The 20,060-nt window shown below is 54.9% G+C and carries 31 protein-coding genes; 8 read left to right on the top strand and 23 right to left on the bottom strand.

Translation table 11 applies throughout. The features are described 5' to 3' along the window. Positions 1-44: 44 nt before the first annotated feature. From HKK54_RS29010 to HKK54_RS28990, 5 genes are all read right to left on the bottom strand, one after another. Positions 45-1,076 (bottom strand): site-specific integrase, encoded by a 1,032-nt coding sequence (locus HKK54_RS29010; RefSeq protein WP_102368912.1) that lies wholly within the window; start codon positions 1,074-1,076, stop codon positions 45-47. Beyond that, entirely contained in the window at positions 1,077-1,286 is a 210-nt protein-coding gene (locus tag HKK54_RS29005) for a DUF4224 domain-containing protein (protein WP_169388709.1), read from the bottom strand. A 2-nt stretch (positions 1,287-1,288) separates the two neighbouring features. After that, positions 1,289-1,510: a hypothetical protein gene (locus HKK54_RS29000; RefSeq protein WP_169388708.1), complete on the bottom strand. Its 222-nt coding sequence runs from the start codon at positions 1,508-1,510 to the stop codon at positions 1,289-1,291. A 36-nt stretch (positions 1,511-1,546) separates the two neighbouring features. Further along, the gene (locus tag HKK54_RS28995; RefSeq protein ID WP_169388707.1) at positions 1,547-2,041 is read right to left on the bottom strand and encodes a hypothetical protein; all 495 of its coding nucleotides are present in this window, start codon (positions 2,039-2,041) and stop codon (positions 1,547-1,549) included. Positions 2,042-2,443: 402 nt separating this feature from the next. Continuing rightward, a complete protein-coding gene (locus HKK54_RS28990) occupies positions 2,444-3,022 on the bottom strand; it encodes a hypothetical protein (RefSeq protein WP_169388706.1) in 579 nt (192 codons plus the stop codon). A gap of 113 nt (positions 3,023-3,135) precedes the next feature. On the opposite strand from HKK54_RS28990, the gene HKK54_RS28985 reads away from it, so the two are divergent. Beyond that, positions 3,136-3,777: a hypothetical protein gene (locus HKK54_RS28985; RefSeq protein ID WP_169388705.1), complete on the top strand. Its 642-nt coding sequence runs from the start codon at positions 3,136-3,138 to the stop codon at positions 3,775-3,777. A 129-nt stretch (positions 3,778-3,906) separates the two neighbouring features. Here HKK54_RS28985 and HKK54_RS28980 read toward each other — a convergent pair whose 3' ends face one another. Then, entirely contained in the window at positions 3,907-4,509 is a 603-nt protein-coding gene (locus HKK54_RS28980) for a hypothetical protein (RefSeq protein WP_169388704.1), read from the bottom strand. A gap of 94 nt (positions 4,510-4,603) precedes the next feature. Here HKK54_RS28980 and HKK54_RS28975 point away from each other — a divergent pair, with 94 nt between their 5' ends. After that, a complete protein-coding gene (locus HKK54_RS28975) occupies positions 4,604-4,837 on the top strand; it encodes a hypothetical protein (protein WP_169388703.1) in 234 nt (77 codons plus the stop codon). On the opposite strand, the gene HKK54_RS28970 is transcribed toward HKK54_RS28975, so the two are convergent. Next, on the bottom strand, positions 4,828-6,045 hold the full coding sequence (locus HKK54_RS28970) for a DNA cytosine methyltransferase (RefSeq protein ID WP_169388702.1): 1,218 nt from the start codon (positions 6,043-6,045) through the stop codon (positions 4,828-4,830). The two genes, HKK54_RS28975 and HKK54_RS28970, sit on opposite strands and share 10 nt — an antisense overlap. Before the next feature lie 47 nt (positions 6,046-6,092). On the opposite strand from HKK54_RS28970, the gene HKK54_RS28965 reads away from it, so the two are divergent. After that, positions 6,093-6,629 (top strand): hypothetical protein, encoded by a 537-nt coding sequence (locus HKK54_RS28965; protein WP_169388701.1) that lies wholly within the window; start codon positions 6,093-6,095, stop codon positions 6,627-6,629. A 14-nt stretch (positions 6,630-6,643) separates the two neighbouring features. Here HKK54_RS28965 and HKK54_RS28960 read toward each other — a convergent pair whose 3' ends face one another. Beyond that, entirely contained in the window at positions 6,644-7,276 is a 633-nt protein-coding gene (locus HKK54_RS28960; RefSeq protein ID WP_169388700.1) for a hypothetical protein, read from the bottom strand. 111 nt (positions 7,277-7,387) lie between these two features. Here HKK54_RS28960 and HKK54_RS28955 point away from each other — a divergent pair, with 111 nt between their 5' ends. Next, on the top strand, positions 7,388-8,059 hold the full coding sequence (locus HKK54_RS28955; RefSeq protein ID WP_169388699.1) for a DUF4145 domain-containing protein: 672 nt from the start codon (positions 7,388-7,390) through the stop codon (positions 8,057-8,059). Here the strand turns inward: HKK54_RS28955 and HKK54_RS28950 are convergent. The 8 genes from HKK54_RS28950 to HKK54_RS28915 form a co-directional block, all read right to left on the bottom strand. Then, the gene (locus HKK54_RS28950; RefSeq protein ID WP_169388698.1) at positions 8,037-8,381 is read right to left on the bottom strand and encodes a hypothetical protein; all 345 of its coding nucleotides are present in this window, start codon (positions 8,379-8,381) and stop codon (positions 8,037-8,039) included. The genes HKK54_RS28955 and HKK54_RS28950 overlap by 23 nt on opposite strands. Positions 8,382-8,450: 69 nt before the next feature. Further along, a complete protein-coding gene (locus tag HKK54_RS28945; RefSeq protein WP_169388697.1) occupies positions 8,451-9,044 on the bottom strand; it encodes a hypothetical protein in 594 nt (197 codons plus the stop codon). 7 nt (positions 9,045-9,051) lie between these two features. Beyond that, the gene (locus HKK54_RS28940) at positions 9,052-9,615 is read right to left on the bottom strand and encodes a siphovirus Gp157 family protein (protein ID WP_169388696.1); all 564 of its coding nucleotides are present in this window, start codon (positions 9,613-9,615) and stop codon (positions 9,052-9,054) included. After that, positions 9,612-10,355, bottom strand: coding sequence for a hypothetical protein (locus tag HKK54_RS28935; protein WP_169388695.1), 744 nt, complete (start codon positions 10,353-10,355; stop codon positions 9,612-9,614). Before HKK54_RS28935 ends, HKK54_RS28940 begins: the two co-directional genes overlap by 4 nt. Beyond that, positions 10,355-11,449, bottom strand: coding sequence for a hypothetical protein (locus tag HKK54_RS28930; protein WP_169388694.1), 1,095 nt, complete (start codon positions 11,447-11,449; stop codon positions 10,355-10,357). The genes HKK54_RS28935 and HKK54_RS28930 overlap by 1 nt, the downstream gene beginning before the upstream one ends. Positions 11,450-11,607: 158 nt before the next feature. Then, positions 11,608-11,802, bottom strand: a complete 195-nt coding sequence (locus HKK54_RS28925; protein ID WP_124378401.1) for a hypothetical protein — start codon at positions 11,800-11,802, stop codon at positions 11,608-11,610. Continuing rightward, complete coding sequence (locus HKK54_RS28920) at positions 11,799-12,011, bottom strand: hypothetical protein (protein WP_169388693.1); 213 nt, start codon at positions 12,009-12,011, stop codon at positions 11,799-11,801. Before HKK54_RS28920 ends, HKK54_RS28925 begins: the two co-directional genes overlap by 4 nt. Continuing rightward, positions 12,008-12,340 (bottom strand): hypothetical protein, encoded by a 333-nt coding sequence (locus HKK54_RS28915; RefSeq protein ID WP_237151016.1) that lies wholly within the window; start codon positions 12,338-12,340, stop codon positions 12,008-12,010. Before HKK54_RS28915 ends, HKK54_RS28920 begins: the two co-directional genes overlap by 4 nt. A gap of 180 nt (positions 12,341-12,520) precedes the next feature. Here HKK54_RS28915 and HKK54_RS28910 point away from each other — a divergent pair, with 180 nt between their 5' ends. Beyond that, positions 12,521-13,039 carry a DUF1993 domain-containing protein gene (locus HKK54_RS28910; protein ID WP_169388692.1) on the top strand — a complete coding sequence of 173 codons (519 nt, stop codon included), beginning with the start codon at positions 12,521-12,523 and terminating at the stop codon, positions 13,037-13,039. Between the two features lie 663 nt (positions 13,040-13,702). Here HKK54_RS28910 and HKK54_RS28905 read toward each other — a convergent pair. After that, positions 13,703-13,954, bottom strand: a complete 252-nt coding sequence (locus tag HKK54_RS28905) for a DUF1654 domain-containing protein (protein WP_169388691.1) — start codon at positions 13,952-13,954, stop codon at positions 13,703-13,705. 273 nt (positions 13,955-14,227) lie between these two features. On the opposite strand from HKK54_RS28905, the gene HKK54_RS34090 reads away from it, so the two are divergent. Beyond that, positions 14,228-14,416 carry a DUF2188 domain-containing protein gene (locus HKK54_RS34090; protein ID WP_169388690.1) on the top strand — a complete coding sequence of 63 codons (189 nt, stop codon included), beginning with the start codon at positions 14,228-14,230 and terminating at the stop codon, positions 14,414-14,416. Between the two features lie 351 nt (positions 14,417-14,767). On the opposite strand, the gene HKK54_RS28895 is transcribed toward HKK54_RS34090, so the two are convergent. The 6 genes from HKK54_RS28895 to HKK54_RS28875 all read right to left on the bottom strand — a co-directional run bounded on the left by HKK54_RS28895 (position 14,768) and on the right by HKK54_RS28875 (position 19,253). Beyond that, positions 14,768-15,019, bottom strand: coding sequence for a hypothetical protein (locus HKK54_RS28895; protein ID WP_169388689.1), 252 nt, complete (start codon positions 15,017-15,019; stop codon positions 14,768-14,770). A gap of 418 nt (positions 15,020-15,437) precedes the next feature. Next, entirely contained in the window at positions 15,438-15,869 is a 432-nt protein-coding gene (locus HKK54_RS28890; protein ID WP_169388688.1) for a hypothetical protein, read from the bottom strand. Positions 15,870-16,535: 666 nt separating this feature from the next. Further along, positions 16,536-17,834 (bottom strand): STAS-like domain-containing protein, encoded by a 1,299-nt coding sequence (locus tag HKK54_RS28885; protein WP_169388687.1) that lies wholly within the window; start codon positions 17,832-17,834, stop codon positions 16,536-16,538. A 115-nt stretch (positions 17,835-17,949) separates the two neighbouring features. Continuing rightward, complete coding sequence (locus HKK54_RS33745; protein WP_237151100.1) at positions 17,950-18,171, bottom strand: hypothetical protein; 222 nt, start codon at positions 18,169-18,171, stop codon at positions 17,950-17,952. A 22-nt stretch (positions 18,172-18,193) separates the two neighbouring features. After that, the gene (locus HKK54_RS28880; RefSeq protein WP_099547987.1) at positions 18,194-18,502 is read right to left on the bottom strand and encodes a hypothetical protein; all 309 of its coding nucleotides are present in this window, start codon (positions 18,500-18,502) and stop codon (positions 18,194-18,196) included. Positions 18,503-18,596: 94 nt separating this feature from the next. Continuing rightward, positions 18,597-19,253, bottom strand: coding sequence for a LexA family protein (locus HKK54_RS28875; RefSeq protein ID WP_169388686.1), 657 nt, complete (start codon positions 19,251-19,253; stop codon positions 18,597-18,599). 109 nt (positions 19,254-19,362) lie between these two features. Between HKK54_RS28875 and HKK54_RS28870 the strand changes: the two genes are divergently transcribed. Together HKK54_RS28870 and HKK54_RS28865 are read left to right on the top strand one after the other, a co-directional pair. Beyond that, positions 19,363-19,542: a Cro/CI family transcriptional regulator gene (locus tag HKK54_RS28870; RefSeq protein WP_024075251.1), complete on the top strand. Its 180-nt coding sequence runs from the start codon at positions 19,363-19,365 to the stop codon at positions 19,540-19,542. An 82-nt stretch (positions 19,543-19,624) separates the two neighbouring features. Further along, positions 19,625-20,047: a phage regulatory CII family protein gene (locus HKK54_RS28865; RefSeq protein WP_169388685.1), complete on the top strand. Its 423-nt coding sequence runs from the start codon at positions 19,625-19,627 to the stop codon at positions 20,045-20,047. Positions 20,048-20,060: the final 13 nt, after the last annotated feature.

Raw genomic sequence — 20,060 nt, 5'->3', positions numbered from 1 at the left:
TGGCTCTTTGTTTTTTTCCGCAATATTCTTCTCCTTTCCGCAATTCACTTCGTCGGCGTAACTTTTTTGCCGATGCGTTTGCGGATGTAGTTCTCTGTCATCACCACGGTTGTGTGCCCAAGCTGATCTCTGGCTTGCAGAATATCCCCGCTTGATTCCGCCTTATCGGTACCAGCCTTTGCGCGCAGGTCCCTCATTTGAAAGTCTGCCTTTTTTACGCCGGCAGCTTCTCTCGCAGCATCAAATCTCCCCCGTAACATACTGCTGGTCATGGGCTGCCCGTTGTCCATTACGATGAGCTTGCTGGAACGGATTTTATGGCTGTCTTTCCTGGCCAGTATTCGGTCGATCACAACCTTCAACTCCCCAACGATTTCAATTCGTCGCTTGGCTTTGGTTTTTCCTTGCTGCACAGCCAGGCGATCTTCCCTGATATCGCGCTCATCCATTTTGAGGGTGTCAGCGATACGCTGACCTGTCAGGTAGAACAGATCGAGCGCGTCTTTTAGCGGCTGGTCTGCGTGCAAATACACCATCGCGAGCATTTCATCTTCGACGTAGATGTCACGTCCGCTTTCCTTATTGCCTTTAACACCGGCGCAGGGATTGGCCAAGGACGTGTAGCCGCTGGTCCTGGCGAAGTTCCAGATCGAGCTGAGCAACGCTTTCTCGCGATTTGCACGAACAGGTGCGGTCTTTCCTCGATGTCTCAAGTATTGGGCAACGTGCTGGGGCTCAATAGCTTCCAGCGGGGCAGGTGGGTCATTGAAAAAGGCAAGTAACTGCTTCAGCTCTCTGGCGTTGTCTTTCTGCGTCGCCGGCGCTTTTGTTGGAACAACTTCCAGCATGTATTTTTCAGCGACATAGGCGAAAGTAAGTACGTCCTGCGCCATGGCCTGGGACACGCGGCTCTTTTCAAGCTTTGCATACTCCAAAATTGCCAGCCCATAGTCCTTGCCCAATGGTATTTCTTTGCGTGGCGTCCCGCCTGTGTCGTAAAGGTAATACGTCGTGTCGCCGCGCTTCCTTTCGCGTAGCCGGGGAATACTCCCCGGCCGGGTAGGTTTTCGTCCCATTTACCCCACCAGCCGCGGTTGCCATTTCGGCTTTTCTATTACACCTGTAGCTTCACCGGTGAGTGCCGATGCGATGACGCAAGGCCACCCGCTGCGTTTGATGGTGTGGCGAATGCCGTTTCTTTTGAGAACTTGCACTTGGCCAGCTTTCGTTTTCGCGCCGGTGAGCGTGCAAACCTCGTCATGCGACAGGAAGTGAATTCCGTCCATAGCTACCTCCCGCCGGCCGCCGTGGGCCGCGCTGTCTTGATGATGTGAATGACCAAGCCGAAGGTGATCAGCATCCAGCCGCAGGTGCCGGCGAAGGCGTAGAGGATGTCGGCCGTTTCGCCGTCCGCCAGAAGGCGAGGAGCGATCCAGAAGAACCAGCAGCCGCTACCGACCAGGTACAGCAAAGCGCCCAGCAGTATGAGGGTGAGTTTGATTGCGAACATGTGGTGTCCTTGCCGCGCTGGGCGGCAGAAGGTTGGTTAGGGTTTTGCTGCTCTTGCGTGCCCGACGCACACCTTGATGGGTTCGCCTTCAGCGTCCAGGTGGGCATGGCACATGAAGCCTTTCCGGTCGTGCGCCATGAACTCCGCATCGCATGTGGTGATGGGTGACTGGTTGGCGATAGATCCCAAGCGGTACGCGCACCCATGGCACGCACCCGCCGGGTCGCACTTGCTGGCGATCATTACGCCTTGGCAGGCGCCGATGATGGTGGGCAGGTTCACGCTGGTGAATTTGTCAGGGTGAACGCCGCATTCCACGATCAGCACCTGGTCGCTCATCTCAGCGCAGTTCTCCGCGACCGAATTGGCCATGCCGATCAGTTGGGCCGTGAGCTCAACAAGGCGCTGCGAGCCATTGCGCTGGAGATAGCTGGTCAGCGCCTCTCGCCGCATTGCCAGGTCGAACTGGGCAATGCCTGCCAGGTCCGTGGCATCACTGCGGGTCATGCTGTATTCGCTGTTTGCAGGCATGTCGATACCTCGCCCGCCGCTCACCGGCAGGCATGTAGGGGAATGGAGTAATGGCTTTTTGCTCGGGTATCTCGACCCTTTGGATGGGTGTACAACAGGTGTTCAATTCGTTGCGCCTGTGGGAGGACGCGTGTCACATAATCTGGATGTGCCGATCGCTCATGAGTACCGAGGTCACACGGTCTTCCTCAAGTTCGTCTGGAAAAGACCTAACGACCGGGTGCCTGCATCGGCGACAATCATCGAGCCCGCGGACACGCACGGAATGGGTGAAGTCGCGGCTGAGCTGGCAGGGCCGTGGGCTGATTACCCGGCCGCCCTGGACGAAGCAATGTCAGCGGCAGAGCGCTGGGTTGATAGTCAGCTTCCGTAACGTCGTCCGCCAGTCACCGAGGGTGGCGATCATGGCGTCACCCGCTTGAACTCGACAACCCAGACCCATGGGTTGGCGACCCAGTCGCCGCCGGTGGACTTCCACAGATCCGCGAACGCCCGACCCGGCCCATCTTGCTTGCTGGTGTAGTTGTCGCCGTCGGCGGTGTACATCCCGTTCACCGCCGGGTCGCTGTAGATTCCCTCGGCCAGTGCCTGGGCTTCGCTGATGTCCTGCAACCGCTCGACGCGTACGTCGGTGATCTCCAGCAGGATGCGGCTGGCCCAGCGGGGCATGTGGATGCTGGGTGTCCATGGACCGCCGTAGTCGGTTCGGTTGTCGCTCTCGCGATAAACCACCCACTGCTGATCCGGTGCCTGGGCAATACCGACCCGCGCCCACGCTTCTCGCACCCACAGCCGGTCGCCGGGCTTGCCGTGGGGGCAGAAGTGATTCTCTGGCAGGGCGACGTATTCAGGCGTGAAGTCGGCGAGGAAGTTTAGGCCGGAGCCTTTAACTGCCCGCCGCGTGACCGTCTTCCGGCCCTCCAGGATGGCGCGTACCATCGGTGCCGAGAACAGAATTGGGCGTTCTTTTACCTCATGCATCGACTTCTCCTTTGATATGAGCGTTGTGAACGTTGCGTTGAAAAACGATTTTGTTTTATCGGGTATAATTGTTTTTGGAGCATGATTGCTGAACGGGAATTCTGGAGGGCGAAGTGGGGTCAAGTGTTTTTAAGTTTTTAGCATCAATAATCAATTACTTACTTGGTGCTGTCGTTGCGTTGTTTCTTGTCTATCTTGATCGTGGGTTCAGTCCAGATTGGCCATCTTGGGTTCAGGCCGTTGGTTCTGTTCTTGCCATTTTAGTAGCAGTCAGAATTGCAAGTAGTCAAGCGAGACAACAGCAGGCTGCTGCTCACAGAAAAGACGTGGTGGCCGTTAAAGCTTTGCAGGTGCTTTCAGAAAGAGCGTTTCGTATTTGTGAAGGGATGATCAATTACAATCCGCAAGAACAAGAACTGACAGGTGCAAGTCTTGTGCCGGGCCTGAGAAAAAGTTTCGAAGATATCAGTATATTAGATTTGCCTGAGCCAGCACTGATTGACTCAGTTTGCACTATCAGGGATTCGATGTTCGATATTCAAAAGTGGCTTGTCGATTGTGAAAATATGAATGATCGGATTGCATATGCCAATAGCCAGCGCTTCTACACTCAGATTACGCTCGTCATGGTGTCAACAAATTCAATAATTAACGTATTTAATAAAATAAATAAAAGTTCTGATGCGAGTCACCCGGACCATGTGCCGCAAAAACGTCCAAGGACTGACCTGACCAATCCGGGCACAGCGGATTAAACAGGCTATTAGACGTTTGATTCAGATCATCGGGTGTGAAAGCTCTATCTTCAATAGCACCGCTCTGGAGGGTTTACCTTACCTTGATGCTGGGCATTCCGATCATAGGGGCGATGAGCTAGCTGGGCTTTATGCGGCCACCTGCTGCTGTTCCTGTCCGAGGGCCTGCTGCACCGCTGCGATAATTCGGCACAGGTAATTCCAGTCGGGATTCGGCTCGACGGCTTTATCGTCAACCAGGTGCCACCACTCTGATCCGAACAAGTCGGTCAAAAGCTCGCCCTGTTGGTGCCCTACCGAAATCGACTCAACACAGCGCAGTTCGTCGATCTGGTCGAAAAGATCGCGTGCATCATCCTGATCCAAGCGATCGCCAAACTCCCAATACCCACTGCGTGCCCGGCGCCGGTCGATAACAGATTTCTTGGCCAAGGCCAGTAGCGCGTCATTGGAAAATCTCTGAGACCCGAGCATTGGCTGGAAGTAACCGATGATGTAGCCCTCATCAAGGCGGCAAAAGAACTGCCCGATGGTGAGGCCGTCCCACATGCCGCCCCAGTAGGCCGTCCAGCTCTCGCCCCAGCAACTGACGGTGATCTTGCCCTTGCGTGGGGCCAGGTCCTCGAGGAAGACGGTGATCGGGTCGAGATTCGGTGCACCGGTGATGACCAGCTTCGTGACTGTCGAGCGCTCAACCTGCAGCGGCGCGACGACTTTGTTTTCTGTAGGCATAGGGAGTCCTTGCCGGGCCATGCCCGGGCGGTGGAGTGGTGGATCTGGAGAGACCAGCTAAAGTTGGTTGGTCATTCACAAGGAGGATCAGAAAATGGCTTGTTTGATTTGCGGCGCCGCGGCTGAAACCGTTCAGCCAATCGGCGACTTTCACGAAAGAAACTGTGCGGATGGTTGTGGGCGTTACCGCGTAGCTGACACTCTGTTTGTGACCATGGAAAACAAGGGCCAGAAGTTTGATGTGCAGAAAACGAGGCAGTGGCTGGCTGTGAACCGAGTTACCGATCCAGTACCAAGAATCACGACATCAACAGCGATCTACGGCTGAATCAGCATGAGGATGCGCCTGCCGATCCAGCGAACCACGGTGACAGCCTTGCTGTTGCCGATCGCCTTGTAGCGGGGACCGTCCGGGCACTCGCTGGCAGGCTTGCCGCGCCATGGGATCAGGGTGTAGTCGTCGGCCATGCCCTGCAGGCGTTCGCACTCGCGAGGAGTAGAGCGCCGAATCCTGGAGCCCGAGAGGATATGTGGTGTGCCTCCCGGATCTGGTGCGTGGTAGCCCGCTTGGAGCGTGTGGGTGAGCTCGCCAGTCAGCGCGCCGTTGCGAACATCGACGCCGTGTACGAAGAACGTCTCGCTTTCAATATCAAGTCGGCTGTCCTTCGCCGTAAGCGTGGCGGATCGCTCAACTGATCCTTCCAGACCGTGACCGGCGAACGTCGGTATCCCTCCGAACATTGATACCGCCGGCCCTTCATCGCCTTCGCAGTTCGGGCAGTCGTACTGGCCTAGTGATTCAGCGAAGATGGATCCACATCCGCACTGGAGCGCAGGGCCGAAAGGAGCTGTTCCGGTAACGTCCTGCCCCTGGCCTCGGCGCGGCGGAGTATCCCGGCGCACGCCTTCTCGCTCAAAAAGTACCTCGGCGGGATCGAACCCGTCTCGAGCACTTGCGATAACGAACACACGACGGCGTCGTTGGGCCAGGCCGAAATATTGGGCGTCCAGAACCCGCCACGCGATTGTTCTTTTGGGTCCATACACACAACCAGCGTCCTGCCATTTCTTCCCTGGAGGCTGCAGCTCGCAGTCTTCCCCAGCAAGCGCGCCAAGAAAGCATCCGAAGGCGTTCCCTTTGTCGCTGAGGACGCCTGGGACGTTCTCCCAGACGATGACGCTGGCGGGCTTTCGCTGGCCGGCGCGAACATAGTCAACTGCATCTGCAAGCTCCACGTATTTGATGGTGAGGGCGCCGCGCGGGTCGGTGAGCCCTTCGCGCATACCGGCGACCGAGAAGGCCTGGCATGGTGTGCCGCCGACCAGCACATCCGGCGCTGGGATCTTGCCGGCCAGCACCAGGGCGGCCAGCTTGGTCATGTCGCCGTGGTTCGGCACGTCGGGGTAGTGGTGGGCCAGGACAGCCGATGGGAACGGCTCAATCTCGGCGAACCAGGCGGCGCGCATGCCCAGCGGGTGCCAGGCCTGTGTCGCGGCTTCGATGCCACTGCACACGCTTCCATAGGTAATGGGCATGATGGCTCCTCGCCGGTATAGTTCCGGGATCTACAGGGGAGTGGGTTATGAGTTGGGAAGCTGTTTCTTGCTGGATTGAAAGTCACCCAGGCCTAGCCTCTTGGGTACAGGCTGCTGGATCTATCGCAGCAATATTTGTCGCGATACTTATCGCAAGCCGTGACTCGAGAATTAGAAGAAGAGATGGTTTCGAGATGCGTCGTGGCGCGCTTGTGCGTGCAATTGCTGTTCTGAATGATTCCACTGAAAGGGTTAGATCAGTACATGAATTATTTGAGTCAAGTAAAACGGACGCTGAATTAGTCGCTGCGATGAGCGGAGATCTTGTTCTGTGTCAGCAGAATATTAAGCAAGTTCTAGCTAGCCAAAACTTTGACGCCGATATTTACACCCAAGTTTTCTTGGCAGGTACAGGTGTAGAAGTGGCTATTCATGCCGTCCTGCTGCTCACGAAGGGATTTGTAGTGAATGAGGGAGCAGTTCATCCTATTGAGGGCTCTCTAAACCGTATGGAGCAGGCGCTGGCAGCGCTTATCGCAATGCAAAATCCACCTAAAAGTGGCCTCGTTCATCCGCTGGGATAAGGTGGTAACAATTTTTAAGGTGCGTTGTTCTTGTCGCAGTTCTGGCAATCTTCCCGGTAGCGCTGCATGTAGCTGATGAACCGGCCGCAACCGCCACAGTTGAAAACCTCTTCCCGTGGTTTTTTCGGTTTAGGCAACTTTATACCGGTGCCGCGCAGTGCCTGTTTGAGATCAACGTCCTGGCGCCAAACCAGTCGGCGGCGTATGGATTCGATGTAGTCAGCGGACCAGAGCTTTTGCGTTCCGGCCGACAGTTCAGCAGCGAACTCAATCCGCGACTGCTCCAAGTTGAGGTTGCAGGCGCGGCCTAGGTCCGCAGTGACTTGACCCTTGTTCCAGCCCATCCAGTAGACGTCATTGCCGTTCCAACTGCCTGGCACTTGCATATAGACGCGGCACCCTGGCTCCAGCATGGCATTGCTGGCTTGCTCGTCCATCAACTGGCAGTCGACGCCATAGTGGGCACGTTCGTCGATGTACTGCTTCGGCCATGGGATGTCAGTGTCACGGTGGCCGCAGGCCTTCTCTTTGGTGTACAGCTCGCACTTGTCCAGATCGGTGTAGTAGCCGCGGTGAGCTTTCCCGTGGAAGGTAAGGCCATCACCGACGTGACTGCGACTGTCTTGCAGATAGAACTGGTCGTCCATGGATTATCTCCAGTCAGGCGCCGCCCTCCGTTACCGGATGGTGGCAATTTGGTTTGGGGTGGGGTATTACTGGGAGCCGGCATGGAGCCGGATAACAGATCGAGATCAGATATGTACAAGAGAACGTATATTGAAGGTGAAACCAAAGGAGCAACGGTTCGCCTAATCTGTGAAGTTTGCAAGATTGAGCAAAAACATAATGTCGTTCAATCTGTTCGTAGAAAAGTTGAAGACGATTACGACACGGCACTTACAGAATATGAAATTGTTCAGTGTTTGAATTGCGATGACTTATCGTTTAGGAAAGAGTACACAGATTCTAATTCGGCGGATTATGATCCTGAAATAGATGAGGTTGTTTATTACAGTGTAATCGATGTGTATCCGAGCAGAACTGCAGGTAGGTTTAGACTTAAAGGTATACAACATTTACCTGTCAAGGTTCGTGCTGCTTACGAAGAGTTGATTCAAGCACTCAACGGAGGGCAGAAAATATTGGCCGGTCTCGGGGTCCGTGTCCTCATAGAGATGATATGCAAAGATAAGAATGCTGAAGGCGGGAATCTTTATAAGAAAATTGACGACCTAGTACGCATGGGAGTGTTAGCGCCTGCGGGCTCCGATATTCTCCACAAACTTCGCTCAATGGGTAACGATTCAGCTCATGAAGCTAGGCCTAGCACATCCGAGCAACTGAATCTGGCAATGGATGTCGTAGATAATTTGCTCGATAGCGTTTATATACACCCAAAAATGGCCGCTACGGTGTTCCCTGAAAAATAATAGACGTAATGTTTTCGTCTCCAGGTTCGCGCCTCAACGCTGCCACACTTGCTTCCCGAAACATCCGCGCCACGTTTTCACTTATCTGCACTTTGTGGCGCGGACTTTCCATTGCTTGGTAGGAAAGGGTGGGGCCGAGCGCGTGAGCGTTCAGAATCAGGTTCTGTACAGCCTCGTTGATTTCCGTGATGCCGTTCCAAGCCATCAGTTCTTCAAGCTTCTTCCGGGTGCCGAGCCTGACCCGGTGCCGCAGTTCCTTCTCGTCGTACTCGATCCGCTTCTCGGCGGCCTTCGCCGATCGCTCTTGTCCACTCTTGGCCATGGCCTACCTCTTCTATTCCGCTGGCCGGCAGTGCGAGCCAGGTTTGACGTTTACGTTGTTGGATGCGGGCTACGCGGCGCATGAAGTGCTGCCACGTTGCGCTTTGGGGTAGTCGATGCCGTGGGCGGCGATGATCCGCTCGAAGGCCTTGTTGCCGATCGCCAGTTTGCCGCAGCACTGGCGCCGGGTGATGCCCAGTACCAGGAAGGCGCGAATCCGCTCGGCGTACTTCGCGTCGCGGGCCTGAACCTGTTCGCTTCGAACTGCGCCGTTGGCGCCGCCCCGGGTTGGCTTCTTGAAGGTGATGCCGTACTCCTTCGCGAAGCTGTAGAGGGTGCGCCGGCTCAGGCCCAGGGCAACCGATGCTTCCGTCTGCGTGTGAGTGGCTCCCAGTTCCCGGATGCGCTCAGCGAGTTCGTCGCGTTCCTGCTGGCGAATATCTTTCGAGTGCAGGGGCAGGGGAGCCGCTTCAACCCGCCGCCGAACAAAAGGCTTCGGCGCCGGCGGCATCTGATTGCTGTAGGTGATGGGCTTCGGTTTGTAGCCGATGGGTGCCGCTTCTTCGATCTGGCCGCCGCCGGCCAGGAACTGGGCGACCTGGGCCGCCAGTTCATCCGAGGCCGGGCGAAGTACCTCGACCAGGCTGAGGTGGTTGCTGATCATGATGGCCTCACTTGATCCGTATCGAGCTATCACCGCGTTCAAGGTGCGCCCATTTGGGCTCTTCGAGCAGTTCGTGTTCGGCGTCCTCGCCGGCGGCCATTCGCTTACGCACCGCCTCGTTATGATCGCGGATTTCCTTGAGCTTGGCGGCGATGGCCTTTTTGTCTGGCGTAATACTTGATTTCACAGAGGTCAATTCGTCCGGAACTGCGTCTTCGTTATCAACGATCACCCGCTCACTGCCCATGGCCAAGGTGATGGTGAACAACGGGCGCTTGATCGACTTGATGTTGGCGGCTTCCATGTTGCGGCGCAGGTAGTCACTGATCTGCGAGACGCTGTTGGATTTGACTCGCTTCAGTTCGGCCAGGCGCTCAATCTCGTTGTCGATAGCAGTGACGTCGCTCTCGATATTCCGGCGCAGCATGACGATGTTGTCGGCCTTGATGTTGAAGTCGCCCTGGATCTCGTCCATGGCGTACTGCAGGGCCTCTTTCAAGCCCTCGTCATCGGTGTCGGCCATGGCCTGGAGTTCGGCGAGCTTACCGGTGAGTGCGTAGAGTTGAGTCATGCTGCGGCCTCCGTGCCTTTCTCAAGCACAGCTTTGCGCTCCTCGAATGCTCGAGTGATTCGCGCGATGAAGGTGGGTTCGTTGCGACGAGTTGCCTCGCGGATGTATTTCACGTTCAGAAGCTTGAGTTCGTGAGTCGTGACGGCCTTGCCGATGGTTTCGACCGCTGAGGCGAGCCAGTCGACACGCTCTTGTTTCTGGCGAAGTATCTCGGCGTCCTTGTCCTCGGCTTTTTCAAGCTTGAACTCTTCGGTGATGGTGTCGACGTAGGTCGGATCGTCGAACATGCCCATGTAGATGTCGGCGGCGAACCCCAACGGCTGCAGGCATTTACCGATGGCGTCCGTCAGCGATTTTTTCGCTGCGTCCCAGTCAGTAAGAATTTTTCCCTGCTGCAGGTAGATAAATGGCGTATGGCCGTAGTGCTGAACCGTGCATTTTTGCCCGGCGTTGCCCAGGTACCAAAGTTCGATTTTTACGGTGTGCAGCTTCGCGCAGATCATTGGAGCTTCTGGCCACTCTTTTGTGGGCGCCTGAAGTGGTGCACCTTCGTCAAATCGATCCTCAAGGACATTCCAGCCCCAACCCTCACCGCATGGTCCGAAAATTTCTGTTGCCTTACGCATGAGGTAGGTTGGCCTGATCGCGGTGCCCTTAAAGCCACCTGCCCCAGTGTATTTTTTGGTAGCGTCAGGGTCTGTTGTGTTGACCTGGTCCCAAATTCGCGTGTTCTCAGACATCACTTATTCCTCCAACCGTCAGCACGCTTGACCAGCTCCTTGAAGGAAGCCGCTGGCAGCCTGCTCATGTATTTTTTGTTGTCGCGGTACCATTCTTCCAGTGCAGCTTTAGGCGTCTGGATAGCCACGACGTGGGCGACCTGCTGTTTGTATGAGGTCGAGTTGGCCACTTGCGAGTGGAATGTCCGGCTCACCACTACGGTGTTGGTCATTCCCTGCTTGACCAGGGTGTTCAGCTCTTCCTGGGATTGAACGGCAATGGCGCCCGGGTGCTTCTGCTGGAACAGCCTGTAGCAGGCCTCTCTCACCAGTTCGGTGCTGCCGTACTCGACGTATTCAACGTCGGGAATTCCTGCCTCGATCTTCTCCGCCACCTCATCCAGCCGCCCGGTGTCGATCCAGGCGTTTTTGGATACCTGTTTCAAGTCCCAACCGCTGACCGTCTGGCGGTCACGCTCAAGCTGCAGGTATTCGGGGAGGATGTCGTAGCCATAGGTCAGGTCGGTGTCGCAAACAAACAGCGTGCCGACGTAAAGCTTTCCGGGCCGGGATGGCAGGATATGGCCGTACTTGGTGCCGATCACGTCGCTCATAGGCGGCTGCATGCGCAGGCACATGCTGCGGATTTCGGTTTCATCTTCCTCGGTGAGGCCGGAGACAACGAACTCAACGCCCTGATTCTGCCGATGCGCCGGCGTCTCGTTGATGCACAGCACCTCTGCGTCGAACTGGTCGCTATGCCGGAACTCAGGTACCCACTGCTTGTTTCCGTTCCAAACCTTCACGTCGTAGCCGTTGCGGGTCAGCACCAGCAGGGCGATCTTGTAGCCTTCGCCGAAGCTGCCGATGGCGTCGGATCGGTCGGCCTTGGACGTGCTGCCCAGCACCAGCGTGCTGGCTTCCAGCCTTGCGAAGCGGCTGGTGATGAACAGTTGACCTTCGGCAAAGGCGTATTCGAAAGGCGATTCACTGTCCAGGGCGTTCTGTACCAGCTCCCGGATAGCCTCTTTCAGACCCCAGTGGCGGACGTAGTCGCGGGAGAGCGGAAGTTCGTAGGACTTGGAACGGATGCGATCTGCAATTGCTGCGAGCATGGCGATACTCCCGCGCCATCCTTGCGGGGCGCTGTGAGGTGCTGGTTATTGAGTGATTCGATCAGCGAGGGCGCTGAGCAACATCAGGAAGGTACAGACGGAGAGGGCAGAGAAAGAGCCGCGCCAGATGAGTAGGCGCCGGGTGCGCTGGTGGGTGGTCACGGCCGAACCCGCACCGCGATCCGCCCGCCCTTCATGGTTGCTGCAAGGCGCTTTGGCAGGGTGGCCACAGCACGCTCGCGCGGCTGGCCGATCACTTCATTGAAGGGGAGGCCGAAGCCCAGCATGATCAGCTTGGACTCAACGTCGTCGAGCTGCTCGTCGATCAGTGATTTAACCGGTGCGGTGGTCATGCGGCTCTCCCTTGCCGGCGCTCGTAATCACGGCGCAGGCACTCGGTGTAGTTGGCGTCTTCCTGCGCGCTGATGATGCCCAGCGTGCGCAGGATCAGAATCGCGGTGCTGGACGAAGCCTTGACTGCGGAAGGGTTGCAAAGCGGATCACTCATCGCCCTGAGGTACCCTTCAAGCATTCCGATTGCCACGTCGTGGTGTTCGCTCATGCAGCCCACCGTTGCCGGCGCTTTAGCGCGTCGATCTCGATCCACAGTGCGCTCTCGATTTGCGAGCCGTACTGTCGGGCCAGCAGGTAAAGCAGGTGCCGCTCAAGATCCATCCGGACGCCGCTTTCGTCATAGCAAATCGCAGAGTGGATCTTGAACTCGATTTGCCGGTCACCCTGGGCGTCCCAGTCACTGTTCGAGTTGCCTGGGCTTGGCGGCTCATTGATGCAATGGGTCACCTCCACCTGAAGGACAAAGCCCTCAACAATCACTTCGTGTTCCATGGTCACCTCCAAGGTGGCGGGTTGTTCACCTGTATTCGTCAACACTCATGCCTCCCGCTGGTTGCCGATGGGCGCGGGGGAGGAGTGCTGACGTAATAGAGGTGGGGAAGGGGCCACGGGAATGCCGGCGGAAGAACGTCAACAGTCTGCTAGGATTCAGGCTGCTGTCCGGGAGAAAGGCAGATCCTTTTTTACCCGCTATGAATGACTACTTAGGGAAAAGACATGTCGGTCTACAAAGTTACCATCCCGTGTTTCGCGCAAATGCTGCGATCGTTATCGGCTCTTTTGTCTAAGGGTGAGGCCGCAGCTCTGGAGCGCGGTTATGACCCTCAAATTCTGCTTGGCGCTCGACTAGCACCTGATATGCACGATCTGGCCCGACAAATTCAGTACGCTTGCACTCAAGCCCAGGAGGCGGTGCAGCGACTTACACAACGGCCGGTTGGCACGCTCACTCCTCCGGAAAATTTGGTGGCAGCGAAGGAGCTGATCGAACGCACTTTGGCTGTTCTTGATTCGGCGGACCGCGCTCAAATAGAGGAAGGGGCCGAGCGCGAAATAGCTATCGAATTACCGAATGGCATGGCTTTCGATATTACCGGCAACGAATATGCTGTGAACTGGGTAACTCCACAGTTTTACTTCCACCTGATCACCGCATACAACATCTTGCGCCATAACGGTGTACCTCTCGGGAAAGCCGATTATGTACAGCACATGTTTGCTTACCTGCGTCCGTAACCTCGTTGTTTGAAGCCTGGTAAAACACCCAGGCCCGCTACTGGCGTCGGCCTGGGTTTGTTGCGTCAGCGGTGTGGCCCGTTGCCCGCTGCTGATTGCAGGGCAGGCCGATCGTCTTCGGTGTGGGCTTCGAGCTTCCTACTCACAGCGTCAAACAGCATCTGTTCGCCATGGATCACAGGTCCTTACAACATGCACGCTACAGCTCTGAATGCCCTGGCTGAGTGGGGCAGGGTGCATGAGGTCCGGCGCGCCCAGCCGAAGCTATCGGGCTCGCTAATTCAAATCTTTTGGATCTGGCCGTGACCCGCTACTGGCGTCGGTCACCGGCTTGAATCAATTGTTCCTCCAGCCGCGGGCCTTTCGGCTTGTTCTCCCGCTGGATAACTGTTCTTGGCGCTTTACGCTGCACGCCCGGGTCAGTTGCCAACCCTCTGAACCGTTTAGGCCGGTTCATCGCTGCCTTTGAATCTGGGCCGGTGGTGATCCGGCAAGGGCTGTCGCTAAAGAGCGGCGCAGCTTTCGCTGCTGGCCGGCGTTCTTCGTAGCTGGCTTGAGTTGAATTTAAGCAAACTGAAATTAATGTGTCAAGCATGCTTAATTAAATAATTCAGATTGCTGAAATTTACAGGCGATAAAAAGCCCGCTCATCGGCGGGCTCTTTTATGAGTCGCAGTACTCGCGCCAGCCGATCCGGACGGCTCCGCCTTCCAGGTGCTCGACCCTTATGCCGGCGGTGTCGCCGATATCCTGGATGACCTGGCGCCAGGCTTCAGGGCTTTCGTCTTCGCGCCTGGATACCTCCACCAACTGAATCCTCTGTACTCGAGGAGAGGCGATTATGCGTTGCAGGCGGTGGCCCACAAGCTCGTAGGAATTTCGCGGTTTTGATGCGGAGTAGGGTGCCTGGTTCATGCTTCGCTCCTTGCGAGTGCTGTATGGATACACAGTATTTGCACTGACATATCTTGGCAATAGGTCGGCAGGAAGTTTCATGCATAAATGCATATTTTGAAGGAGAGGCGTTTTCGACGGACAACGAAAAGCCCGCGTGTGCGGGCCGAAATCGAGCAGAAGGGGAGCTGCAAGGGTGCTTAGCAGCAGGCAAGGACGGTCCGCACATAGCGTGGATCCTTATGCGCAAGTCTACAATCCACGGTCAGTACGAAATTGTCAGTATGGAAGCCGATGGTCACTTATCGAATCGAGAAAACTAGCAAGGGGTGGGCGCTGTTCAGGGCACGTAGATTTCGCCCGGTTGCCGAGACGGAGACGAAGGAGGAATTGATCAAAGTGGCTGCTCAGATCTTGGCCGGCTCCAAAGTCGCAGTGCGTGTGCACAACGCAAACGGTACTTTCCAGGAACTGCGCCTTTAGGCAGATACAAGAAGCCCGGCGGTTGGCCGGGCTCACTAGTCGAGCAGATGAGTAGCTTGTCGTGACATCACCATCTCTTCCAGGATCTCGCGGACAAGCTTATTGATTCCCTCTTCTCCCTGATAATGGCTGCGCTCTACCTGTGAGATGGTGAACTGGTTTGTGCCTGGTCCAGCCACGTTGATCGACAAGCACCCGTCTTCGTTAATCGAGCATGTGACAGTGCACTGCGGAAGCCGATCAGAAAGGAGGTGTTCGAGATCGAGCTTGCTTAGCGCGTCCATTAAGATTCCGTAATTATAGGCGTCAACACCTAAGCCTAGCTGCCAGGGGAAATGTGTAAATGGTGGCCTATCGCTCGGTGAAGATGAGGCCGCGCTTTGTCAGGGAAACTCCCGATACAGATGACAGGAGCGGACCAATAGGGTCGCAATCCGCGCTGTAGTGATAAGCCCCTGAGACCATCCCTAGCGTGATCATCTCTCGCAGACCAAATAAAACCAGCTCCTGATCGCCGACCAGATTCACGGAGTCAATTTTCATCACAGCATGAATTTGCTCTAGCAGGGCCTGGATCAAATGGGCGTTCTCGTCGATGTACATAGCACTACGAAAGGTGGCGTGATGGCAGTTCGATTCTACGCGGTGTCTAGAAGTTCAGTCCGACAGCCTGTTTATGTCGGGAGTGAGGTAAACCTCCTGGCAGGCCTGGACATGGCTCCATTTCGGTGAGTGGAACACGTTGCCGCGGGCAGAAAAAAGCCCGCTTATGGGCGGGCCTAAAGGGAATTCTTCAAAGGAGTAGGGGGAGTTTGGCTCCGGTCCTGTAAATGCCAGGTGAAAAGGATGTCGCAAAAGCAGACAGCCCGCACGGGGCGGGCTCTCTGTAACACCGGGGGAGCTGATCCGTCAGCACTGCCAGTGTGCAATCTCGCGGATTGCCAGCTCAATGGTGTCTCGACGAAGGCCAGAAGCAAGAAGCCCGGGGCTAGGCCGGGCTTCGATGTAACAGCGCCAGGAACTAACGATGCTTGTTCTTGTGTTTATGCTTATTGTTGCCTTTGTGCTTCTTACCATCAGATCGATGATTGCTCTCATCATCCGCTAGGTTGTTTCCTAGCGCACCGCCCGCAGCGCCGCCGAGACCTGCGCCGATCGTCGAGCCAGTTGTTCCGCCGAGGCGATTGCCAATAAGTGACCCGCCAGCCGAGCCGATACCGCCGCCCAATGCAGCTTCCGCTCTGTTACCTCTTTGAGCGCCGACAGCACTGCCTGCAGCACCACCTACGCCTGCACCTACCGCCGCGCCTGTAGAGCCGCCGAGCTGTTGACCTACGATGTTTCCAAGTGCACCACCAACGCCGCCTCCAAGAGCGGCTGTGCCATCTCCGGCTGCCATCGCTCCTTGCGAAATGAGGACACCCAAAGCTAGGGCGGGTAGTGTCATTTTCATTTTTTGAACCTCTATGGGTTGTCAGCAGGCGCTCACGGTTTAAAGCACGCCTAGCATAAGGATTAGAACAAAAGCACGAAGTTCTATGCTGGAACCGCCCAAGCGCGAATAGTTGTAACAAGGTATTAGTCGATGGATTTGGCTTTTGAGCGAGACGATTTTCTAATCGCCTAAGGGCAACAAAAAAACCGCGTATGTGGGCTGAAGTCGATTATTCAGGGAGTAATATCTCGACAAAGAACTCTAGATTTGATCAGAAAAGCCGGAAAATTTTGGACAAAGAAAAGCCCACGATGGGCGGTAGCGGGCTTAGGGGTGTTCACGAGGAGTCGGGGTAAGCCTTAGCCGCTCCCCTGTGAAAGGGATGTGAAAGCTTCCGCTCATTGGTCGCCGCTCTCGCTTGAGCGAGCTGCTGATCAGGCATCAGGTTTGGGCCGATAGTCGAGTGGGAAATCTTCAAAAAAGGTGTCCGTAGCGGAGGCTCGGCTCAGTAAACCAAGAAATTTTGACAATAAAAAAAGCCCTCCAAGAAAACGAGGAGGGCTTTTTACGGGAGGAAGCCGGCACCCACTTTTGTGAGGCGGTCCTAGAAATCGACACTAATGCGACTCCATTCGCATCGACATAGTATTTGTATGCCGCTTATGAAGGAATGTCAAGCGCTGATCAAGTGTTGTCTTCCAATATAAAATCTATGGTTTCTCTAATCTCGGCGGTTGCATTTACAATCTTAATTCTTTTATACGCATTCATCCCCAAACCCTTGATTGGAGAGGCAAGCAGCGCGCTCAGAAAACTATGCGGGGAACTAACAACGTTATCAAAATTTATAAGAATTGTTTTTCCTTCTTCAAGCGCAGGGAAAATTCTTTTGTCGCGCATTTTAATTGCTGCCTCTTTATCCTCTGCGTATTTGCCAAAAAAGTTTTCCACGCCAATTACGTATTTGGTTCCGGCTTCTTGAGTATCTCCGGTCTTCTGCTCTTTATCTGCCGCCTCTCTGAATTCTTGCATTATCTTGTGAAGCATGAATGTTGAGTTTTTATCAAGGCGCAAAGATACAAGAACAAGAGTTCCAGGCCAGCGAGTATCCATCCTTCTACGGGTTACATCTCTCGGAGATATATGAACCAAGCCATTGCCTGACAATATATGCATATCAGCATTTAGGCGCCGAATGATATTTGAAGATATATATAGACCCATTCCGGCGTTATTTTTATTCTTGTATGGGTCGTTTCTGCCAAAAGTCCCAGATACTTTGGCTCGCAACGCGAACTCAATTGCTTCTTCGTCGCTTTCAAGCGCAGAAAAAGCTTGCTCTACATGGGATTTTATACCTATTCCAAGATCCGCAATAATAAATTGAATTTCGTTTCTCTGTTTGTACCATGTGAACTGAACCAGCGAGGGTATTCTAGTGTTTGCCGGGCCGGAGAAGCACGCTCCGTGCTCCATCGTATTGTAAAGCAGTTCGCTCAAAACGTAACGTAGTGTTCCTTCATACTCTACGTTGAATCCGTCGGTATAAGATTCGGCTGATTGGATTACTGTGCCGAAATCTTTAGCGTCTCGAACAGCAAAAAGCGGCTTGAAATGGTTGCCTTTGAATTGCTGGCCGCTGTTAAACAAAACTGCGAACAAACCTCTAGCCCCCATGGTTCGCCACATTTCGCTGGCGCCGGTGGTTTTATCGTTTTCAACAAAAGTTACTCTGCAGCCTTGGGATTTCAATTTCCATCCATAGATTGCGAGTAAAGATAGTGCTTGATAGTTTGCAGTGTGGCATTTGGTTAGATCTATTTCTACTGGGGAGTTGGATATGTCCCAGTCGAAGAATTTGATAAGCCTGTCAAAGTCATAAACATCATGCTCTTTAAACGAGAATCGTGATGGTAGTTGTAGTTTCACTTCACGTTTTTCCTCGAGCGCTTTTCTCAAACCTGCAAATCCTTCGTGAAACATTCTAAGTCCCTTTAATTTGTGAAAGTTACAGTCAGATCGCCCTAGACCATAAATGTGCATCTAAAATGATTTTGTGGCAAGCCTGTTTCGTTTCTATCAAACAACCTCCCCGCCGTCACCTAATCCGCACGCCATAGAAGTGGTTCAGCGCTATCAGCTCAATCACCGCCACGAAAACACAGAGTACAACGAATCCAGGGCTGAACACCCGCTTGTGGCCGGAAGAGCCTCCGCCCAGACCTGCGACGTCAGAATAGCCGGGGAGCATCATAAGGAGACCCAGGCAAACAATGACCCCTACCTTGCTCCAGAAGGTCTGCTCTCGCCATGCAGTCATTGGTTCACCCAAGGCAACAGCATCAGGAAAACCACCCATACCCAGGGCACTTCATGGCTCTAAGGCGACGCGAAAGCGCTAGAGACTCTGTAAATTGAAAATACGAGGCGCCGAGCTTGGATCGCTGTGAGTACTGCAAAATATCCAAAGTCCGCTGGTAATCTGCGCTTTGCTTGAAGTTACGACACTGCTCAACCCGTTCAGCTTCCGTTACAGGCATCGGTACTGCGTCGATCTGTTTTTCGTACTCAGTTTTTTCTTTTGGCGTGCTGTAGCAGCCGGAGATGAAAAGCGGGGCGACTATTAAAGTCGCGATCCGAAAGGCATTCATTACCACATTCCCTTGTGTATACGAGCTCTAGTCAGCTCGCGATATCTCGATTTAGCTTACCGCCCGGGCATATCCGCCCCAGCACACTTGCGGATCAGTAAAACTTCTGCAGCGCCTGCACAACCACGCCTACGATCCTGCAGTTCTCGTCCACTGCTTCGATCGGGTAGCTCGGATTCAGCGGCTTCAGGAACAGCCGGCCGCCGTCGCTGACCAGCTTCTTGAATGTAGCTTCGTTGCTGTCCGGTAGCTTGGCCACTACCAGCTTACCTGGTGCGACCTCGGCCTCGGTGTCCACAAGGATCAGCGTGCCTTCGGTGATGCTCTGGCCGGCGGGTGCCGTCATTGAGTCACCTTTAACTGTCAGCCAAAACGCCGGGCCTTTGGCGTCGTACTCCGAAAACTCGTAGGTGTCCGAGATCCCGGCCGGGTAGGGCTCCACTGCTTCCGCCCAGGCGCCTGCAGCAACCCAGCTCACTACTGGGTAGCGGAATGATTTGGTGGGCTGGACGGCGGGGGAGACATTCGACTCTGAAACCTCGCGCTCTTCACCCTCACCGATAGCAAGCCACTCGGCCCGGAAGCCAGTCGCTTTCGCCAGCGCGTAAAGGTTCTCCGGTCTGAGGCTTTTGCTCTCACCAGTAATCCATTGAGTAACGGCAGAATTTGCAACGCCGCAAAGCGATGCAATTTCTCCTTTCTTTTTACCGCTGACCTGTATGGCGCGGGCGATGCGTTCGTGTCTTTCCATGGACTCAATATTAAGTTAACTGAATTTAAGCATGCAGTAGGCAGAAAACACCGTTGATGCCATAACTTAAGCATGCTTAAATTGCGACAGGCTCGAACGAGGATGCGCAATGAACACGCATGAAGTCGCCGAATTCTTCGGCAGCAAGACAAAGCTGGCGCTAGCCCTGGGTATCCGCCCAAGCGCAGTGACCATGTGGGGCGAAACAATCCCTGAATCCAGGCAATACCAGATTCAGGTTCTCTCCAAGGGCAGGTTCAAGGCAGCAAAGAAGGCTCAGGCCGCCTGACATCCGTGTCCGCCGATCCATTGAGCAAATGATCGCTTCTGCATCGGCAGGGCGCCACGGAAACAAATTTGAGGTTTTACGAATGGAAGACTTTTTGGATGCATGTCAGGCCGCAGTGAAGGGCAACGAGCCCAAGACCCTGGCTGCAAAGATGGGTATTCCGCACGTTGGCCTGCTTCAGCGCGCCAACCCTGACAACGAGGCTCATCACCTGACCGTGGAGCATCTGTTTGGGATCCTGCTGCACACCAGCGACATGCGCCCGTTGATGGCCCTGGCCAATGAATTCGGCTTTGACTTGGTATCGAAGTCGGCGCCGGAGCCGCAAGCGCTCACCAAGTCGCTGATCAACGTAGGTAAGGAAGTTGCCGACCTGACGATCGCGGTGCACGAAGCGCTGGACGACAACCACGTCAGCACTTTCGAGAAGAGCCTGATCCGCCAGGAGATCAATCATGTTCGGCAAAGCCTGGACGTGATGGATGCGTCGGTTAAGGCCGCCTGAATTTCAGACACAA

It is taken from the genome of Pseudomonas sp. ADAK13 (assembly GCF_012935715.1).
Lineage (GTDB): Bacteria > Pseudomonadota > Gammaproteobacteria > Pseudomonadales > Pseudomonadaceae > Aquipseudomonas.
Note: the sequence above shows the minus strand (reverse complement) of the source record. Positions and strands in the feature narration are given on the sequence as shown.

Excerpts from the sequence above, each read along its gene's own strand:
- HKK54_RS28895 (WP_169388689.1), bottom strand. The coding sequence starts at position 15,019 with ATGTACATCGACGAGAACGCCCATTTGATCCAGGCCCTGCTAGAGCAA.
- HKK54_RS28880 (WP_099547987.1), bottom strand. The coding sequence starts at position 18,502 with ATGAATGCCTTTCGGATCGCGACTTTAATAGTCGCCCCGCTTTTCATC.
- HKK54_RS28925 (WP_124378401.1), bottom strand. The coding sequence starts at position 11,802 with ATGACCACCGCACCGGTTAAATCACTGATCGACGAGCAGCTCGACGAC.
- HKK54_RS28940 (WP_169388696.1), bottom strand. The coding sequence starts at position 9,615 with ATGACTCAACTCTACGCACTCACCGGTAAGCTCGCCGAACTCCAGGCC.
- HKK54_RS28905 (WP_169388691.1), bottom strand. The coding sequence starts at position 13,954 with ATGAACCAGGCACCCTACTCCGCATCAAAACCGCGAAATTCCTACGAG.
- HKK54_RS28965 (WP_169388701.1), top strand. The coding sequence starts at position 6,093 with ATGAGTTGGGAAGCTGTTTCTTGCTGGATTGAAAGTCACCCAGGCCTA.
- HKK54_RS28990 (WP_169388706.1), bottom strand. The coding sequence starts at position 3,022 with ATGCATGAGGTAAAAGAACGCCCAATTCTGTTCTCGGCACCGATGGTA.
- HKK54_RS29005 (WP_169388709.1), bottom strand. The coding sequence starts at position 1,286 with ATGGACGGAATTCACTTCCTGTCGCATGACGAGGTTTGCACGCTCACC.
- HKK54_RS28885 (WP_169388687.1), bottom strand. The coding sequence starts at position 17,834 with ATGTTTCACGAAGGATTTGCAGGTTTGAGAAAAGCGCTCGAGGAAAAA.
- HKK54_RS28910 (WP_169388692.1), top strand. The coding sequence starts at position 12,521 with ATGTCGGTCTACAAAGTTACCATCCCGTGTTTCGCGCAAATGCTGCGA.
- HKK54_RS28920 (WP_169388693.1), bottom strand. The coding sequence starts at position 12,011 with ATGAGCGAACACCACGACGTGGCAATCGGAATGCTTGAAGGGTACCTC.
- HKK54_RS28930 (WP_169388694.1), bottom strand. The coding sequence starts at position 11,449 with ATGCTCGCAGCAATTGCAGATCGCATCCGTTCCAAGTCCTACGAACTT.
- HKK54_RS28955 (WP_169388699.1), top strand. The coding sequence starts at position 7,388 with ATGTACAAGAGAACGTATATTGAAGGTGAAACCAAAGGAGCAACGGTT.
- HKK54_RS28960 (WP_169388700.1), bottom strand. The coding sequence starts at position 7,276 with ATGGACGACCAGTTCTATCTGCAAGACAGTCGCAGTCACGTCGGTGAT.
- HKK54_RS28935 (WP_169388695.1), bottom strand. The coding sequence starts at position 10,355 with ATGTCTGAGAACACGCGAATTTGGGACCAGGTCAACACAACAGACCCT.
- HKK54_RS34090 (WP_169388690.1), top strand. The coding sequence starts at position 14,228 with ATGGTCACTTATCGAATCGAGAAAACTAGCAAGGGGTGGGCGCTGTTC.
- HKK54_RS28945 (WP_169388697.1), bottom strand. The coding sequence starts at position 9,044 with ATGATCAGCAACCACCTCAGCCTGGTCGAGGTACTTCGCCCGGCCTCG.
- HKK54_RS28875 (WP_169388686.1), bottom strand. The coding sequence starts at position 19,253 with ATGGAAAGACACGAACGCATCGCCCGCGCCATACAGGTCAGCGGTAAA.
- HKK54_RS28970 (WP_169388702.1), bottom strand. The coding sequence starts at position 6,045 with ATGCCCATTACCTATGGAAGCGTGTGCAGTGGCATCGAAGCCGCGACA.
- HKK54_RS28995 (WP_169388707.1), bottom strand. The coding sequence starts at position 2,041 with ATGCCTGCAAACAGCGAATACAGCATGACCCGCAGTGATGCCACGGAC.
- HKK54_RS28870 (WP_024075251.1), top strand. The coding sequence starts at position 19,363 with ATGAACACGCATGAAGTCGCCGAATTCTTCGGCAGCAAGACAAAGCTG.
- HKK54_RS28975 (WP_169388703.1), top strand. The coding sequence starts at position 4,604 with ATGGCTTGTTTGATTTGCGGCGCCGCGGCTGAAACCGTTCAGCCAATC.
- HKK54_RS28890 (WP_169388688.1), bottom strand. The coding sequence starts at position 15,869 with ATGAAAATGACACTACCCGCCCTAGCTTTGGGTGTCCTCATTTCGCAA.
- HKK54_RS28865 (WP_169388685.1), top strand. The coding sequence starts at position 19,625 with ATGGAAGACTTTTTGGATGCATGTCAGGCCGCAGTGAAGGGCAACGAG.
- HKK54_RS28980 (WP_169388704.1), bottom strand. The coding sequence starts at position 4,509 with ATGCCTACAGAAAACAAAGTCGTCGCGCCGCTGCAGGTTGAGCGCTCG.
- HKK54_RS33745 (WP_237151100.1), bottom strand. The coding sequence starts at position 18,171 with ATGACTGCATGGCGAGAGCAGACCTTCTGGAGCAAGGTAGGGGTCATT.
- HKK54_RS29010 (WP_102368912.1), bottom strand. The coding sequence starts at position 1,076 with ATGGGACGAAAACCTACCCGGCCGGGGAGTATTCCCCGGCTACGCGAA.
- HKK54_RS28950 (WP_169388698.1), bottom strand. The coding sequence starts at position 8,381 with ATGGCCAAGAGTGGACAAGAGCGATCGGCGAAGGCCGCCGAGAAGCGG.
- HKK54_RS29000 (WP_169388708.1), bottom strand. The coding sequence starts at position 1,510 with ATGTTCGCAATCAAACTCACCCTCATACTGCTGGGCGCTTTGCTGTAC.